General features: G+C 72.8%; 12 protein-coding genes and 1 riboswitch. Of the genes, 3 read left to right on the top strand and 9 right to left on the bottom strand.

The window, feature by feature from the left end; all coding sequences use genetic code 11:
• Positions 1 to 3: 3 nt before the first annotated feature.
• A riboswitch (cobalamin riboswitch) is annotated at positions 4 to 131 on the bottom strand.
• Between the two features lie 196 nt (positions 132 to 327).
• The 3 genes from ABTZ03_RS05745 to ABTZ03_RS05735 all read left to right on the top strand — a co-directional run bounded on the left by ABTZ03_RS05745 (position 328) and on the right by ABTZ03_RS05735 (position 4,196).
• The gene (locus ABTZ03_RS05745; RefSeq protein WP_350511588.1) at positions 328 to 1,020 is read left to right on the top strand and encodes a helix-turn-helix domain-containing protein; all 693 of its coding nucleotides are present in this window, start codon (positions 328 to 330) and stop codon (positions 1,018 to 1,020) included.
• A 160-nt stretch (positions 1,021 to 1,180) separates the two neighbouring features.
• Positions 1,181 to 2,299 (top strand): alpha/beta hydrolase family protein, encoded by a 1,119-nt coding sequence (locus ABTZ03_RS05740; RefSeq protein ID WP_350511587.1) that lies wholly within the window; start codon positions 1,181 to 1,183, stop codon positions 2,297 to 2,299.
• A 622-nt stretch (positions 2,300 to 2,921) separates the two neighbouring features.
• The gene (locus tag ABTZ03_RS05735) at positions 2,922 to 4,196 is read left to right on the top strand and encodes a hypothetical protein (protein ID WP_350511586.1); all 1,275 of its coding nucleotides are present in this window, start codon (positions 2,922 to 2,924) and stop codon (positions 4,194 to 4,196) included.
• Positions 4,197 to 4,305: 109 nt separating this feature from the next.
• On the opposite strand, the gene ABTZ03_RS05730 is transcribed toward ABTZ03_RS05735, so the two are convergent.
• From ABTZ03_RS05730 to ABTZ03_RS05690, 9 genes are all read right to left on the bottom strand, one after another.
• On the bottom strand, positions 4,306 to 5,184 hold the full coding sequence (locus ABTZ03_RS05730; RefSeq protein ID WP_375894011.1) for a CDP-alcohol phosphatidyltransferase family protein: 879 nt from the start codon (positions 5,182 to 5,184) through the stop codon (positions 4,306 to 4,308).
• Entirely contained in the window at positions 5,171 to 5,863 is a 693-nt protein-coding gene (locus ABTZ03_RS05725; protein ID WP_350511585.1) for a phosphatidylserine decarboxylase, read from the bottom strand. The genes ABTZ03_RS05730 and ABTZ03_RS05725 overlap by 14 nt, the downstream gene beginning before the upstream one ends.
• 518 nt (positions 5,864 to 6,381) lie before the next feature.
• Positions 6,382 to 7,584 carry an acyl-CoA dehydrogenase family protein gene (locus ABTZ03_RS05720; protein WP_350511584.1) on the bottom strand — a complete coding sequence of 401 codons (1,203 nt, stop codon included), beginning with the start codon at positions 7,582 to 7,584 and terminating at the stop codon, positions 6,382 to 6,384.
• 173 nt (positions 7,585 to 7,757) lie between these two features.
• Entirely contained in the window at positions 7,758 to 8,261 is a 504-nt protein-coding gene (locus ABTZ03_RS05715) for a MaoC family dehydratase (protein ID WP_350511583.1), read from the bottom strand.
• 11 nt (positions 8,262 to 8,272) lie between these two features.
• Complete coding sequence (locus ABTZ03_RS05710) at positions 8,273 to 9,235, bottom strand: HpcH/HpaI aldolase/citrate lyase family protein (protein WP_350511582.1); 963 nt, start codon at positions 9,233 to 9,235, stop codon at positions 8,273 to 8,275.
• Between the two features lie 26 nt (positions 9,236 to 9,261).
• On the bottom strand, positions 9,262 to 11,292 hold the full coding sequence (locus tag ABTZ03_RS05705) for an ethylmalonyl-CoA mutase (RefSeq protein WP_350511581.1): 2,031 nt from the start codon (positions 11,290 to 11,292) through the stop codon (positions 9,262 to 9,264).
• A gap of 10 nt (positions 11,293 to 11,302) precedes the next feature.
• Complete coding sequence (gene ccrA, locus ABTZ03_RS05700) at positions 11,303 to 12,673, bottom strand: crotonyl-CoA carboxylase/reductase (RefSeq protein ID WP_350511580.1); 1,371 nt, start codon at positions 12,671 to 12,673, stop codon at positions 11,303 to 11,305.
• Positions 12,674 to 13,066: 393 nt separating this feature from the next.
• Positions 13,067 to 13,987 (bottom strand): TetR family transcriptional regulator, encoded by a 921-nt coding sequence (locus tag ABTZ03_RS05695; protein WP_350511579.1) that lies wholly within the window; start codon positions 13,985 to 13,987, stop codon positions 13,067 to 13,069.
• 251 nt (positions 13,988 to 14,238) lie between these two features.
• A complete protein-coding gene (locus tag ABTZ03_RS05690) occupies positions 14,239 to 16,014 on the bottom strand; it encodes a 3-hydroxyacyl-CoA dehydrogenase family protein (protein WP_350511578.1) in 1,776 nt (591 codons plus the stop codon).
• Positions 16,015 to 16,279 lie beyond the last annotated feature (265 nt).

Raw genomic sequence — 16,279 nt, 5'->3', positions numbered from 1 at the left:
GAGAGTCTCCTGGCTTCCGGGTCGGACGCACCCCCGGGCCTTCCAGCGGCTCCTGACGGACCACCGTGGCACTTCCGGGCGTGCTCCCCGGTGACAGTGGCGGGACCGCGCCGGACTCGCACCGGCTTCCTCTCCATGCCTCCGTTTGGCCCCAGGATCCCATCACGGGCCCGATCCGGGAGTCAACCGAGGTCACGGAGGGGTTGGTCACAGGAACGGCCCGCTCCGGGCCTGTGCGATCGCCCAGCGCGGCGGCGGCCCGACCGGCCCGGCTTCGTGCGTTCGGCGGCTGGGGGCGTCGCGCCGGCCGCGCCTACGGTTCGGGCCATGCGCCGCAGAAAGCCACCCGCCGTCGCCCCCGCCCCGGTGCCGTTCGCGCCCGGCGCCGCCCGCGCCCACCGGGCCGGCCTCGGGCTGACCCCCGAGCAGGTCGCCGAGGGCATGGCCGCGCACGGGGTGCGGCTGCTCCCCGGTCACGTCCTCGCCTGGGAGCTCGGCGGGTCGCGGCCCGGCGAGGCCGAGCTGATCGCGCTGGCCCGCGCCCTCTGGTGCCCCGTCGCCGAGCTGATGGACGGTCGGCCGACGAGCCTGCGCGACCACCGGCTGGCCCGCGAGCTCACCCAGGAGACCGTCGCCGAGCGGGTCGGCATGGCGCCGGCCGACTACCGGCGGGCCGAACTGACCGGCCACTGGGACGGCGACCCGGACCAGACCCTCGCCCTCGCCCAGGCCCTGGGCCTGCGGCTCACCGAGCTGGTCGAGGCCACCGGCCGCGGCGAGGCCCTCGACCGCCTCCTGCGGCAGTGCGTGACCGGCCGCTGGCAGTCCCAGCTGCGCCCGATCGCCCGCCTCGTCCCCGTCCCCGAAGCCGATCTGGCGGCCGTGCTCCCGGTCCTCCACCAGGAGCACCACGCCCCCACCTACTGGGGCGCCACGGCCAGTCCCCGCACCGCCACCCCACCCCTCACCCCCCGGTTCTGGCACCTCCTCAGCACCCGGGACCCCGCCGTCCCCGTCTGACCCGGCCCGCCGCCTCCCGTCCCCTCCCGCACCCGCCGTCCCCTCCCTTCCCCTCCCGTCCCCGTCCCCCGGACGGGCCAGCCCGGTGGCCGGGGGTGCGGTGCGCCGGTGGACTGGTGCTCGAAAACCGTCCGGTGCGTGAAACAGAGCGGGGATCGAGATGCGTTGGGGAACCGCAGCCGTCGTGGCGGCCGCCGCCGCGGGGGCGGCCGTGTTGGTGATCGGCCGCCGGGCCTCCGAGCGAATGGTCCGGCCGGGGGCGGGGCCGGGGGCCGGGGGATCGGAGTCCGGGCCGGTACTGGTGCAGAGCCTGGCGGCCGGCCGGGTCACCTTCAACCGGCGCCCCGAGAGCCTGCGGCCGGGCCGCTGGGCCGTGGAGTGGGAGGACGGCGGGCACGCGGTCGTCGAGGAGATCCTGCACCGCGACGAGCAGGGCGTCACCCGTCGGCTGGTCCGGGCGGACCGGGGCACCCTCGTCCCCGGCACCGAGGTCCGCTTCACGCCGCGGGTGCACCTGGGCGATCCGACCCGGGCGCTCGGCCTGTCCTTCACCGACACCGCCGCCGAGGGTGAGCTGGGCCCGCTCCCCGCCTGGCGGGTCGACGGCACGCGCGGCACCTGGGTGATCCTGGTGCACGGGCCCGAGGCGGACCGCCAGCAGACCCTCCCGGTCCTGCCGGTGCTGCACCGCCTGGGCCTGCCGGTGCTGTCCGTCACCTACCGCGGCGACGAGGGCGCCCCCGCCTCGCCGGACGGCCTCAGCCACTTCGGCGAGACGGAGTGGCGGGACGTCGAGTCGGCGGTGCGGCTGGCGCTCGACAGCGGGGCGGGCCGGGTGATCCTCTACGGCTGGTCGGTGGGCGCGACCATGGTCCTGCAGGCGGCGGCCCGGTCGGCCTGGGCCCAGGCGGTCCGCGGCATCGTGCTCGACTCGGTGGTCCTGGACCTCCCCGCCTCGGCCCGCCGGGACGCCGCCCGGGCGGGTTACACCGGGGTCGCCGCGGAGCTCGGCGCGCTGGCCGCGCAGGGCCGCACCGGGGTCGACCTCGCGGACTTCTCCCGCCTGGCGGAGGGTACCGACCTGCGGGTCCCGACCCTGGTGCTGCACAGCCCGGACGACCAGCTGGCCCCCTTCGGCACCGTGCAGCGCCTGGCGGCGGCCCGCCACGACGTGGTGAGCCTCCAGCGCTTCCCGGGGGCCGAGCACGCGGCCCTGTGGAACTCGGCGCCGGACCACTACGGCGAACTCCTGCGGCGCTGGCTCACCCCCCTCCTCTGAGCCCCCCGCTGCACCGGAGGTCACACCCGCCGCACCGGACGCCCCCCGCACCGGAAGACACCCGCTGCACCGGAAGACGGCCCGGCCGACTTCCGGTGCAGCGCCGCGTTCCGGCCGGCGCCCGCGGCCTGGCCGGATCCCGGTGTTCCGCTTCCACCCCGCCCCGTCCCCCGCGCCCCTCGACGCCCGCCCGGACACGGAGAGTGACCGCTCGAACGGGCAGCGCGACACCCCGCCACCACCCTGGCATGCCCCCGCCACACGTTTCCGGCCAGGCGGTTTGCCTCTGTTGCCCGATCTTGCCTGGGTCTCGCCCGGGCCCCGTCCCCGGCCGAGCGGTCGTACGGACAACCGGATGTGACAGAAGGCCGGTGCAAGGGGAAGACTGCTCGACGTGACGTCTCGGAACCCGCGCGACCGTGATGCCCCGCTCCCGCCGACGATCGGTACCGGTGCGACGGTGACCCGTCTCCCCGGTACGGCCCACCGGCCCGCCGGTGGCAGGCCGGGCGGGGCAGGTGTACCCCGGCGACGAGGGCCGGCGCCGGCGCCCGGCCGGGGCCGGGTTCCGGTACCCGAGGGCTTCCCCGCACCGGCCGAACTGGCGCCGCTGGCCCGTCGGATGCTGGTGGACGCCGTCCGGATCGCCCGCTGGGCCGGGGAGCTGGCGGAGGTCGACAAGCGCGGCGAGCTGCTCCCGGAGGACGCCCGGGCGGCCGGCCGGGCGCTGGCCATGACGGTCGGCGCGGCAGCCAAGGCCTGGGGCCAGGCGCTGCTGGTGGGCCTGGTGGAGGCCCGGGACGGCGGAGCCGGCCCCGGCTGGCGCCTGCACGCCTGGGAGCACGACGACGAGGCCGTGGTGCGCGGCTGGTCCGGCCTGTTCGACGCCTGGACGCTGCTCGCCCCGGTCCCGCCCGCCGCGCTGCGCGGGGTGTTCGCCGTACTGGCCGGCCAGGCCGTCGACCAGGCCCCGCAGCTGCTGTCCTTCCTGCACCTGGTGGACGGTCCGGTGCAGGAGAGCGAGCTGCTGGAGCTGCTGCGCCGCGGCCTGGACGAGCGCCGGGTCGGTGCCGGTCTGGGCAACCCGGGCCTGTCGCCGGTCCCGCACGCCGCCTCGGCGGTGTCCGCGGTGCGCGGCACCTGCCGGGCGCCGCAGATCGACACCCCGCCCGCGCCCTCCGACGTGGCCGCCGTCCTGGACTGGATGCTGGACGGCCTGGCGGCCGTCGGTGCCGTGGTGCGCCGGGACGCCGCCGCCGAGCTGTCCCCGCTGGGCCACTGGGCGGTGCGGGCCAAGCTGGAGGAGATCTGCACGGTCGCCCAGACCGCGGCCGGGCACATCGAGCAGAGCGCCTTCGAGCTGCTGAACGCCTGCGCCGACTACTCGCCGGGCCCGGCCCGGGCGGAGTTCCGCGCCTGGGTGGCGGCCCGCCCGGCGGACCGCGCGGTGGCGGAGCTGCTGGACGCCGCCCGGGGCGACGACGCGCTGGTGCGCGGCCTGGCCTTCGAGGCGCTGCGGGTGGCCGGCGGGCCCGCCGAGCAGGCGGTCCGGGCGGCCGTGGACGCGCCGGTGCTGCGCCCGTACGCGCTGCTGTGGCTGGCCGAGCGGGCCGACGAGGGGGTCTCCCCGGCGGACGTGCTGGGCGCCGAGGACGCGGCCTGGCTGTGGGTGGACACCGCGGCCGCGGTGCTGGACCACGGTGAGACGGAGCTGCTGGTCGGCCACGTCGAGGGCGCCGCGGCGGGCGACCCGGTGCGGCTGTTCGCCCGGGCCCGGCAGTCCGGGCACCCGCGGGCGGCCTCGGTGCTGACGGCGGTCTCCGGGGTGCACCCGGACCCGGGCGTGGCCCGGGCGGCCCGTCGCTCGGCCTTCAGCGTCCACACCGGCGGGGCGTGACCCGGCAGCGTGACCCGACAGCGGGAACACGAGCGGCAACGAGCACGAGGAAGGGCCCGGAACCATCAGGTTCCGGGCCCTTCCTCATCGCGAAATCGCGAACGCAGGCTCAGCCGAGCCGCGACTCCGCCCGCCGGGCGCGGACGTCGCCGACCTTCTGCCCGACCTTGCGCCGGATGACCAGCAGCGGCGCCATGGCCGCGAGCGTGATCTGGGCGAAGGCGCCGACGTGCATCAGGGTGTCGCCCCCCGGCAGCCCGGTCGCCCAGGCGGCCAGGCAGCCGATCGCCACGACGACCCAGCAGAGCGTGGCGGTGGCCAGCAGCCCCTGCGGCTTCGGGTACTCGATCCGGCTGACCATGAGGTACGCGGCGCCGAAGATGGCGAGCAGACCGGGCAGGAACGGCGGGTCGAGCAGCACGATGGCGATGACCGTCATCGCGCCCATCGGGCAGGGCATGCCCTGGAACACCCCGGGCCGCATCTTGACGGTCGAGAAGCGGGCCAGCCGCAGGACCACCGCGAGCAGCACGGTCAGCGCGATCAGCGCCGAGAGCTTGGTGTTGGAGCCCTGGGAGACCATGCCCCAGACCGCGACGAAGTAGGCCGGCGCGATGCCGAAGCTGATCAGGTCGGCCAGGTTGTCGAGTTCCGCTCCGAGGGCGGAGGAGCGGAGCTTCCGCGCCACCAGTCCGTCGAAGAGGTCGCACATCGAGCCGATCAGCAGCAGCGTCACCGCGGTGGCGGCGCTGTGCCGGTCCGGAGCGGCGTCCGGGTTGGTGATGTGCGGGACCAGGACCCCGGTGGTGATCGAGTAGATCGCCAGGAAGCCGCAGACGGCGTTCCCCAGGGTCAGGAAGTCGGCGGTGGACAGGTGCTGGGGGGAGCGCGGTGCCCGCAGCTCGCGGTCGCGCGCCCAGCGGCGACGGCGCAGGGCCGTCTCCTCGTCGTCCAGGCCGACGATTGTTTCAGGATCAGTCACGGTCAAGGCGCGTCACCCCGGCTGTGGTCTTCTGGCCGACCTCGACGCCGACCTCGACGCCGGCCGGCAGGTAGGTGTCGACCCGGGACCCGAACCGGATCAGGCCGATCCGTTCGCCCTGCTCGACCTTGGTTCCGGCGGCCGTGTACGGCACGATGCGACGGGCCACGGCCCCCGCGATCTGCACCATCTCGATGTCGCCGAGCTCGGTGTCGAAATGCCAGACGACCCGCTCGTTCTGGTCGCTGTCCTTGTTGAACGCCGGCACGAAGCCGCCCGCGACGTGCTCGACCGACGTCACCGTGCCCGGCAGGGGCGCCCGGTTGACGTGGACGTTCAGCGGGCTCATGAAGATCGCGACGCGGGTGCGGCCGTCCGGCCACGCGTCGATGCTCTGGACCACGCCGTCGGCGGGGGAGATCACTCTGCCCGTGCCGATCTCACGCTCGGGGTCGCGGAAGAACCACAGCATGCCCGCGCCGAGCGCGCAGGCCGGTACCGCAGCCAGGGCCCACTTGCCGTTGCGCCGGGTGAGGGCGGTGGTCACGGCGGCCGTGGCGAGGGTGGGGACGAACCAGGGGGTGGCTCCGCGCGCGATGGTCACGCGGGGTCGCCGACCGGCCGTCGGGGCGGCGAGGGCATCGCGGTCCGTGACGGAGGTGTGAGGGGACGGGCTGATGGGCATCGAAGACCTTTGTCGCGGGGGATCATGGCCGCTGGACGGGGGCCACCGCGGGATCGGTAATAGAGGGACGGCTTGCTGTCCCGGTGGATGCTATCGGGAGCACACGGTGGGTGGGCAACCCGCCTGCTCGTTCATGTGTCCGGTGGGAGCGCGTACACGCGTCCCGCCTCTACGACCGTAGCTCGCCCCGGTCCGGTTCCCAAGGGACCGGACACGGCTGGTGACTCTTGTCTCAGCAGGGCGGCGATCGGAACCCGGAGGGGGACACGGGCCGTACCGGGGGTCGTGGGTGTACGGAAGCGGCCGCAGGGCGCGTCGCTGCAGCTGTACGCCCTGCGGCCGCTGTCCGGAGGCCGTGCCGGACCCGGCGGACCAGGCCGGGTCCGTGGCTGGCACGGCGCTCTGCCGGGACGGGCCCGCACGCCCGTCGACCGGCGGTTCGGAGGGGGTCGTCCGTCAATCCGGACGACCCCGTGATCACTCCGCGTTCCCGGCGCCCGGGCCGGGAGGCCGGGTCGTCACTCGGCGATCCTGTACTCCTCCAGGAGCCGGCGTCCGACGATCATCTTCTGGATCTCCGCAGTTCCTTCACCGATGAGCAGCATCGGGGCCTCGCGGTAGAGCCGCTCGATCTCGTACTCCTTGGAGAAGCCGTAGCCGCCGTGGATCCGGAAGGCGTCCTCGACGACCTCCTTGCAGTACTCCGAGGCCAGGTACTTCGCCATGCCGGCCTCCAGGTCGTTGCGCTCGCCGCCGTCCTTCTTGCGGGCGGCCATCACCATCATCTGGTGGGCGGCCTCGACCTTGGTGGCCATCTCGGCGAGCTTGAACTGGATCGACTGGTGCTCGGCGATCTTCTTGCCGAAGGTGGAGCGCTGCTGGGCGTAGGTGATGCCGAGCTCGAAGGCGCGGCGGGCGACGCCGCAGCCGCGGGCGGCGACGTTGACCCGGCCGACCTCGACGCCGTCCATCATCTGGTAGAAACCGCGGCCCGGAGCCCCGCCGAGGACACGGTTGGCCGGAATCCGCACGTCCTGCAGCACCAGCTCGGTGGTGTCGACGCCCTTGTAGCCCATCTTCTCGATCTTCCCGGGCACGGTGAGGCCGGGGACGGTCGGGTTCGGGCCGAAGCCGGCCGTCTTCTCGATCAGGAAGGTGGTCATGTTCTTGTACGGGGTGTCGCCGCCCTCGTCGGTCTTGCACAGGAGCGCGACCACGGTGGAGGTGCCGCCGTTGGTGAGCCACATCTTCTGGCCGTTGAGGACGTAGTCCTCGCCGTCCTTGACGCCCTTGGTGGAGATGGCGGAAACGTCGGAGCCGAGGCCGGGCTCGGACATCGAGAAGGCGCCGCGGATTTCACCGGCGGCCATCCGGGGCAGGAAGTACTCCTTCTGCTCCTGGGTGCCGTGGGCGTTGATCATGTGCGCCACGATGAAGTGGGTGTTGACGATGCCGGAGACCGACATCCAGCCGCGGGCGATCTCCTCGACCACCAGGGCGTAGGTGAGCAGCGACTCGCCGAGGCCGCCGTACTCCTCGGGAATGGTGAGGCCGAACAGCCCGAGCTGCTTCATGCCCTCGACGATGGCGGTCGGGTACTCGTCCTTGTGCTCCAGCTCGGTCGCGACCGGGATGATCTCCCGGTCGACGAAATCCCGCACAGTGGCGAGGATGTCCCGCTGGATCTCGGTGAGGCCGTCGGTCTGTGCGAGGCGTCCCATCGTGCGGCTCCGGAATGTCTGGGAAAGAGCGGGGGGGGGGATTTCCGGGGGCCCTGCCGGCGTGGCTGCGGCAGCAGGGCCCCCGACCGGGTGGGGGTCGGCCGATGACGGCGGCCTTCCCGTCCGGGGTCTGCGGGCTCCCCTATATAGGGGAGCCCCGAGGGAGGGAGTGTTCAGGAAAGCGGCTCGGGGCGGCCGGGCTGCTCGCCGCCGCGCTCCTTGATGTACGTCGCGGTCGGCACCATCACCTTGCGGCGGAAGACGCAGACGACCGTGCCGTCCTGCTTGTAGCCCTTGGTCTCGACGTGGACGATGCCGCGGTCGTCCTTGGACTTGGACGGCCACTTGTCCAGGACGGTGGTCTCGCCGTACAGGGTGTCGCCGTGGAAGGTCGGCGCGATGTGGCGCAGCGACTCGATCTCCAGGTTGGCGATCGCCTTGCCGGAGACGTCCGGGACGGACATGCCGAGCAGCAGCGAGTAGATGTAGTTGCCCACCACGACGTTCCGGCCGAAGTCCGTGGTCTTCTCCGCATAGTTGGTGTCCATGTGGAGCGGGTGGTGGTTCATGGTGAGCAGGCAGAAGAGGTGGTCGTCGTACTCGGTGACGGTCTTCCCGGGCCAGTGCTTGTAGACCGCGCCGACCTCGAACTCCTCGTAGGTGCGTCCGAACTGCATGGCTCAGGCCCTCAGCTTTCCGGGATCTCGAACTTGGTGGTGCGCTGCAGGCCGGCGGCCCGGCCCTTGCCCGCGACGACCAGGGCCATCTTGCGGCTGGCCTCGTCGATCATCTCGTCGCCGAGCATCGCGGAGCCCTTGGCGCCGCCCGCCTCCGAGGTGCAGTAGTCGTAGGCGTCGAGGATCAGCTCGGCGTGGTCGTAGTCCTCCTGCGAGGGCGAGTAGATCTCGTTCGCGGCGGCGACCTGGTCCGGGTGCAGCACCCACTTGCCGTCGAAGCCGAGGGCGGCCGAGCGGCGGGCGACCTCGCGGTAGCCCTCCTGGTTGCGGATCTGCAGGTACGGGCCGTCGATCGCCTGGAGGTCGTTGGCGCGGGCGGCCATCAGGATGCGCATCAGGATGTAGTGGTAGGCGTCGGCGCCGTAGCCGGGCGGCTGCTCGCCGACCACCAGGGACTTCATGTTGATCGAGGCCATGAAGTCGGCGGGGCCGAAGATGATGGTCTCCAGCCGGGGCGAGGCCTCGGCGATGGCGTCGACGTTGATCAGGCCCTTGGCGTTCTCGATCTGCGCCTCGATGCCGATCCGGCCGACCTCGAAGCCCATGGTCTTCTCGATCTGGGTGAGCAGCAGGTCGAGCGCCTTGACCTGCTCGGCGTCCTGGACCTTGGGCAGCATGATGCAGTCCAGGTTGGGGCCGGCGCCCTCGACCACGGTGATCACGTCGCGGTAGGTCCAGTGGGTGGTCCAGTCGTTGACCCGGACGACGCGGGTCTTGCCGCTCCAGTCGCCGTTGTTGAGCGCGTCGACGATGAGGTGGCGGGCGCCCTCCTTGGCCAGCGGGGCGCAGGCGTCCTCCAGGTCGAGGAAGACCTGGTCGGCCGGGAGGCCCTGGGCCTTCTCCAGGAAGCGCGGGTTGCTGCCCGGCACGGCGAGGCAGGAGCGGCGCGGGCGCAGGCGGTTGACGGGAGTCATGAGGGTGGGTCTGTTCCTTCCAGTGGTCAGCTGGTGGCCGCGGTCGGTGCGGGTGTCCACGGCTGGAGCCGGTTGGCCAGTCGGATCTCGTCCACGATCCGGCCGATGATGGTGGTGATGCCGAAGTCCTTCGGGGTGAACACGGCGGCGACGCCGGCGGCCTTGAGGGCCTCGCCGTCCGCTGCCGGGATGATGCCACCCACGATCACCGGGACATCCTCCACCCCCGCGCGGCGCAGCCGCTTCAGGACGTCGGGTACCAGCTCGGTGTGGGCGCCGGAGAGGATGGACAGGCCCACGCAGTGCACGTCCTCGGCCACGGCGGCGGAGACGATCTGCTCCGGGGTGAGCCGGATGCCCTGGTAGACCACCTCGAACCCGGCGTCGCGGGCCCGGACGGCGATCTGCTCGGCGCCGTTGGAGTGTCCGTCCAGGCCGGGCTTGCCGACCAGCAGGCGCAGCTTGCCGGCGCCCAGCTCCTCGGCGGTGGCGGCGACGGCGGCGCGGACCTGCTCCAGTTCCCCGCCCGGTTCGGCGGCGACCGCGACGGGCGCGCCGCCCACGCCGGTGGGGGCGCGGTACTCGCCGAACACCTCGCGCAGGGCGAAGGACCACTCGCCGGTGGTGACCCCGGCCCGGGCGCAGGCCAGGGTGGCCGGCATCAGGTTGGCCTCGGTGGCGGCGACCTCCTTGAGCCCGGCCAGCGCCTCCTGGGCGGCGGCCTCGTCGCGCTGTCCGCGCCAGGCCTCCAGGGCGGCGAGCACGGACTGCTCGGAGGCCGGGTCGACCACCATGATCGCGGTGTCGAGGTCGGCGGTGAGCGGGCTGGGCTCGGTGGTATCGAAGCAGTTGACGCCGATGATCTTGTCCTCGCCGGACTCGATCCGAGCCCGGCGGGCGGCGTGCGAGGCGACCAGGTTGGACTTCAGGTAGCCGGACTCCACGGCCGGAATGACCCCGCCCATCTCCAGCACCTTGGCGATCTCCGCCTCGGAGCCGGCCAGCAGCGCGGCGGTCTTGGCCTCGATCACCTCGGAGCCGTTGAAGATGTCGCCGTACTCCAGCAGGTCCGACTCGTAGGCCAGCACCTGCTGGATGCGCAGCGACCACTGCTGGTCCCAGGGCCGGGGCAGGCCCAACGCCTCGTTCCAGGCCGGGAGTTGGACGGCCCGGGCGCGGGCGTCCTTGGACAGCGTGACGGCCAGCATCTCCAGCACGATCCGCTGGACGTTGTTCTCCGGCTGGGCCTCGGTCAGGCCCAGCGAGTTGACCTGGACGCCGTAGCGGAAGCGGCGCTGCTTGGGGTCGGTGACCCCGTAGCGCTCCAGCGTGACCTTCTCCCAGAGCCGGGCGAAGGCGCGCATCTTGCACATCTCCTCGACGAAGCGCACGCCGGCGTTGACGAAGAAGGAGATCCGGGCGACCACGTCGCCCATCCGCTCGGCGGGCACCTGCCCGGAGTCGCGGACGGCGTCGAGCACCGAGATGGCGGTGCACATCGCGTAGGCGATCTCCTGGACGGGCGTGGCCCCGGCCTCCTGGAGGTGGTAGCTGCAGATGTTGATCGGGTTCCACTTGGGGATGTTGCCGACCGTGTAGGCGATCATGTCGGTGATCAGGCGCACCGACGGGCCGGGCGGGAACACGTGGGTCCCGCGCGACAGGTACTCCTTGACGATGTCGTTCTGGGTGGTGCCGGTGAGCTTGCCGATGTCGGCGCCCTGTTCCTCGGCGACCACCTGGTAGAGCGCCAACAGCCACATCGCGGTGGCGTTGATCGTCATGGAGGTGTTGGTCTGTTCGAGCGGGATGCCGTCGAACAGGGTGCGCATGTCGCCGACGTGGCCGACCGGGACGCCGACCCGGCCCACCTCGCCGCGGGCGAGGATGTGGTCGGAGTCGTAGCCGGTCTGGGTCGGCAGGTCGAAGGCGACGGACAGGCCGGTCTGGCCCTTCGCCAGGTTCCGCCGGTAGAGCGCGTTGGAGTCGCTCGCGGTGGAGTGTCCGGCGTAGGTGCGCATCAGCCAGGGGCGGTCGCGCTTCTGGGGCTCGGTCATCGGAGTGGTCTCACACGTTCCGGCTCGGCTGGACGTTCCGCTCGTCGAGCTCGCGGAACAGGTTGATGGCCGGCAGGTGCCGCTCGCGCAGTTCCGCGTCGCGCACGCCCAGGCCCTGCTCGGGGGCCAGGCAGAGCACGCCGACCTTGCCCTGGTGCTTGTTGTGGTGCACGTCGAGGGCGGCCTGGCCGGTCTCCTCCAGGGAGTAGACCTTGGACAGGGTCGGGTGGATCTTGCCCTTGGCGATCAGGCGGTTGGCCTCGTAGGCCTCGCGGTAGTTGGCGAAGTGCGAGCCGACGATCCGCTTGAGCGACATCCACAGGTAGCGGTTGTCGTACTGGTGCATGTAGCCGGAGGTGGAGGCGCAGGTGACGATGGTGCCGCCCTTGCGGGTGACGTACACCGAGGCGCCGAAGGTCTCCCGGCCCGGGTGCTCGAAGACGATGTCGACGTCCTCGCCACCGGTGAACTCGCGGATCTTCGCGCCCAGGCGCTTCCACTCGCGCGGGTCCTGGTTGTGCTCGTCCTTCCAGAACTTGTAGCCCTCGGCCGAGCGGTCGATGATCGCCTCGGCGCCCATGGCCCGGCAGATGTCGGCCTTGGCCTCGCTGGAGACCACGCAGATCGGGGTGGCGCCGCCGGCCAGCGCGTACTGGGTGGCGTACGAGCCGAGGCCGCCGCTGGCGCCCCAGATCAGCACGTTGTCGCCCTGCTTCATGCCCGCGCCGTTGCGCGAGACCAGCTGGCGGTACGCGGTGGAGTTGACCAGGCCGGGGGAGGCGGCCTCCTCCCAGCTGAGGTGCTTGGGCTTGGGCAGCAGCTGGTTGGTCTTCACCAGGGCGATCTGGGCCAGGCCGCCGAAGTTGGTCTCGAAGCCCCAGATGCGCTGCTCCGGGTCCATCATCGTGTCGTTGTGGCCGTCCGGGGACTCCAGCTCGACCGAGAGGCAGTGGGCGACGACCTCGTCGCCGGGCTTCCAGGAGTTGACGCCGGCTCCGGTGCGCAGCACCACGCCCGCGAGGTCGGATCCGAGCACGTGGTACGGCAGGTCGTGGCGCTTGGTGAGCGGGGACAGCCGGCCGTAGCGCTCCAGGAAGCCGAAGGTGGAGACCGGCTCGAAGATCGAGCTCCACACGGTGTTGTAGTTCACCGAGCTGGCCATGACGGCGACCAGCGCCTCGCCGGGGCCCAGCTCCGGCAGGGCGACCTCGTCGAGGTGAAGGGACTTGCGGGGGTCCTTGTCGCGGCTGTCGAGGCCCGCGAACATCTGCTCCTCGTCCTTGTGGAGCGTGACCGCCCGGTAGGACTCGGGGAGCTTGATCGCCGCGAAGTCCGCCGACGTGGTGTCGGGGCTGAGGATCGCGTCGAGGATTTCCTGCATGGCTGCCTCCGAAGGCGTACCTGTGTGAAGGGCACAGGGCGTCTGGGGGAGCCGGGAGCGGACACCGGCTTCGCTGAGGTGGGTGGTGGGCGGTCGGACGGTCAGGCGGTCCGCCCGGGAGTCGGTCCGGGCGGGTCTGGCAGTGCTGGTCTGGCACTGTTCCCGGGGTGTGGGAACGCCGGACGACGGCGCGCCGAGGTGGGGAGCCGCGGCGCCGCGACCTGGTGGAGAACACGGTAGTGGCACCCTGTGCCACTCGTAAAGACACTGGGTGTCATGAATTCCGGCGCACCGGAAGGCCTCGGAATAGGCCTGACGGGGGCATGCCGAGGGCCCGCGCCGATGGCTCGACGCGGGCCCTCAGTGCATCTCTGACCTGCGGTTATATGGCCCTCAGCGGCCCCGGGCGCCACTCAGTGCGGCCCGGATGCTGTCCACCACGACCTCCAGTGGAGCGTCCGTTCGGGCGACTGTGATGAGCACCTCACCTCCGGGGCTGGCACTCAGTGCGCTTTCCACTACTTCGTCCTCAAGGTCCCCAGTGGCACCCGGTGCCACTACCGAGCCGCGCCGTCTGGCACCCGGTGCACTGGCCGCCCAGAAGGTCCGCCGGATCACCTCGAAGGAGTGGTCCAGCTGCGCTTCCACGTCCCCCCGGCCGCCGGCCCGCAGCCAGCGCCGCAGCACGTGGTTGTGCGCCGCGACCACCGCCGCCGCCGACACCTCGGCCAGCATCGAGTCGTCCTCGCCGCCGCGCTGCCAGCCCGAGGGGATCGGCTCGCCGGTGTCGAAGCGGCCCAGCAGGTACCGGGTGAACAGCCGCTCGTACCGGGCCACCACGGCGATCTCCCGCTCGCGCAGCGTCGGGACCTGACGGATCAACTGGTACCGCGCGACCGACACCCCCGGAGTGGAGGCGTACATCCGCAGCACCTCCTTGATGCCGCGGCAGACCACGTCCAGCGGGTGCTCCTCCGGCTCGGCGCTGGCCAGCAGGTCGGCCACCTGGACCAGGGTGTCGTCGTGATCGGGGAAGATCGCCTCCTCCTTCGACCGGAAGTACCGGAAGAAGGTGCGCCGGGCCACCCCGGCGGCCGCGGCGATCTGGTCGACCGTGGTCTCCTCGTAGCCCTGCGAGGCGAACAGCTCCATCGCGGCCGCGGCCAGGTCCTGGCGCATCTGCTGACGCTGCGCCGCCGCCCGGCGACTGCCCGGGCCGGCCTCCGGCGCGGCGCCCCCGGACGGGCCGGCCGTCCGGTCGGCGCCGCGCGGTCCGGCGGAGTGCTGAGGGGTGGTTGACTGAACCCGATCCATGCCCGGAACGCTACACGGCCCGGCTGGTGTGACCACGGCCCTTCCCCGGCGCACCGGCGTGACCGGGCCGGTCACGGCCGGTCTCGGCCAGCGCGCGGACACCGCCCCCGGCGACCAGCCGGGGCCGCCGGAGCCGCCGGGGGCGGTCCCGTTCCCGTAGGCCGCGCCGTTGCCGCGGGGCGCCGCGCCGCCACCGTACGGGCCCGGTCCGGCCTCGTACGGCGGCGGCTCGCCCCCGGCCCGTGAGGTGGTCACCGGCGCGCGTGGTCGCGGAAGCCGCGGCCGGTCTTGCGGCCCAGGCAGCCGGCCGCCACCAGGTGCTCCAGCAGCGGCGCCGCGGCCAGGCCCGGCTCGCGGAACTCCTGGTGCAGCACCTGCTCGATGGTCAGCGAGACGTCCAGGCCGACCACGTCCAGCAGCTCGAACGGGCCCATCGGGTAGCCGCAGCCCAGCTTCATCGCGGTGTCGATGTCGTCCACCGTCGCGTAGTGCTCCTGGAGCATCCGCACCGCGTCGTTCAGGTAGGGGAACAGCAGCGCGTTGACGATGAAGCCGGCCCGGTCACCGCACTCCACCGGGTGCTTGCGCACCTTCGCGGTCAGCTCCAGCACCGTCGCGGTGACGTCGGGGGCGGTCAGCACGGTGGAGACCACCTCGACCAGCTTCATCGCCGGGGCCGGGTTGAAGAAGTGCATGCCGATCACGTCCTGCGGCCGCGAGGTGGCGGTCGCGCAGCTGATCACCGGCAGCGAGGAGGTGGTGGTGGCGAGCACCGCGCCCGGGCGGACGATCTTGTCCAGGGTGGCGAACAGCTCCCGCTTGACCGCCAGGTCCTCGGCGACCGCCTCGACCACCAGGTCGACGTCGGCCAGCTCGGCGTACCCGCCGACCGGGGTGACCAGCGCCAGCGCGGCGTCCCGCTGCTCCTCGGTCAGCCGGCCCTTGGCGACCGAGCGCTCCAGCGACTTGGCCAGCTGCGCCCTGGCCCGCTCGGCCTTCTCCTGGCTGCGGGCGGCCAGCAGCACCGGGTGCCCGGCCTTGGCGAACACCTCGGCGATGCCGGTGGCCATCGTGCCCGAGCCGCAGACGCCGACGGTGCGCACCGTACGGCCGGGCACCTTCGGGGCGGCCGGGCCGGTCGCCGCGTCCACCGCCCTGGACGAGCCCGGCGCCTCGTAGGTGTAGAAACCGCGCCCGGACTTGCGGCCCAGCAGCCCGGCCGAGACCAGCTGGCCGAGGATCGGCGCGGGCGCGTGCAGCCGGTCCCGGGACTGCTCGTACATCGCCTCCAGCACGGTGCGCGCGATGTCGACGCCGATCAGGTCGAGCAGCGCCAGCGGGCCCATCGGCAGGCCGCAGCCGAGCCGCATCGCTGCGTCGATGTCCTCCCGGGAGGCGTACTTGGACTCGTACATCGAGGCGGCCTGGTTCAGGTACGCGAACAGCAGGCCGTTCACCACGAAGCCGGCCCGGTCGCCGGCCGCCACCGGCTCCTTGCCGAGGTCACGGGCGAACGCGGCGGCGTCCTCGGCGGTCTGCGGGGAGGTCAGCACGGTGCGGACCACCTCGACCAGCTTCATCGAGTGCACCGGGTTGAAGAAGTGCAGGCCGAGCACCCGCTCCGGGCGGGAGGTCGCGGCGGCGATCCGGGTCACCGACAGGGCGGTGGTGCCGGTGGCCAGCACCGTGGTCTCCGGGCAGATCCGGTCCAGCTCGGCGAAGACCTCCCGCTTCAGCTCCAGCTGCTCGGGGACCTCCTCGATCACCAGGTCCGCGTCGGCGGCCGCCGCCAGCGCGTGCCCGACCGAGATCCGCTCCAGCAGCGCGGTCCGCTCCTCGGCGGTGATCCGCTCCCGGGCGACCGCGTGCGCGGTCGCCTCCTCGATCCGGGCCAGCGCCCGGGCGGCCGAGTCCGCGCCGGCCTCGATGCCGATCACCCGGCGGCCGCTCCTGGCGACCGCCACCGCGACACCGGCACCCATCGTGCCGAGGCCGACGACGGCCACGGTGGGGAAGGGACGCTCCATCTGTCCTGACTCCTAGTCATGAATGGCCCGCGCGTGCTCCGGCGGGCGGGCCGCCGCACCCGTCGGCGAAACGGGGGCGGCCGCCGCCGGAGGAGGGTCCACGCGCGGGGGCTTGGGGAGATGACGGGGTTCGGCGCAGCCCGACGACGGCCGGTCCGCTCCGGCCGATCCGCGGGTGTGCCGTGGTACTCAGGCGCTCGGGGGTGAAGGCGGCGCTGATACGAGGAGAGAGACCCGGTCCCGGCCGCGGTTCGCGGCACCGACC

Source organism: Kitasatospora sp. NPDC096077 (genome assembly GCF_040303245.1).
GTDB lineage: Bacteria > Actinomycetota > Actinomycetes > Streptomycetales > Streptomycetaceae > Kitasatospora.
This window is presented reverse-complemented; position numbering and strand designations above follow the sequence as displayed.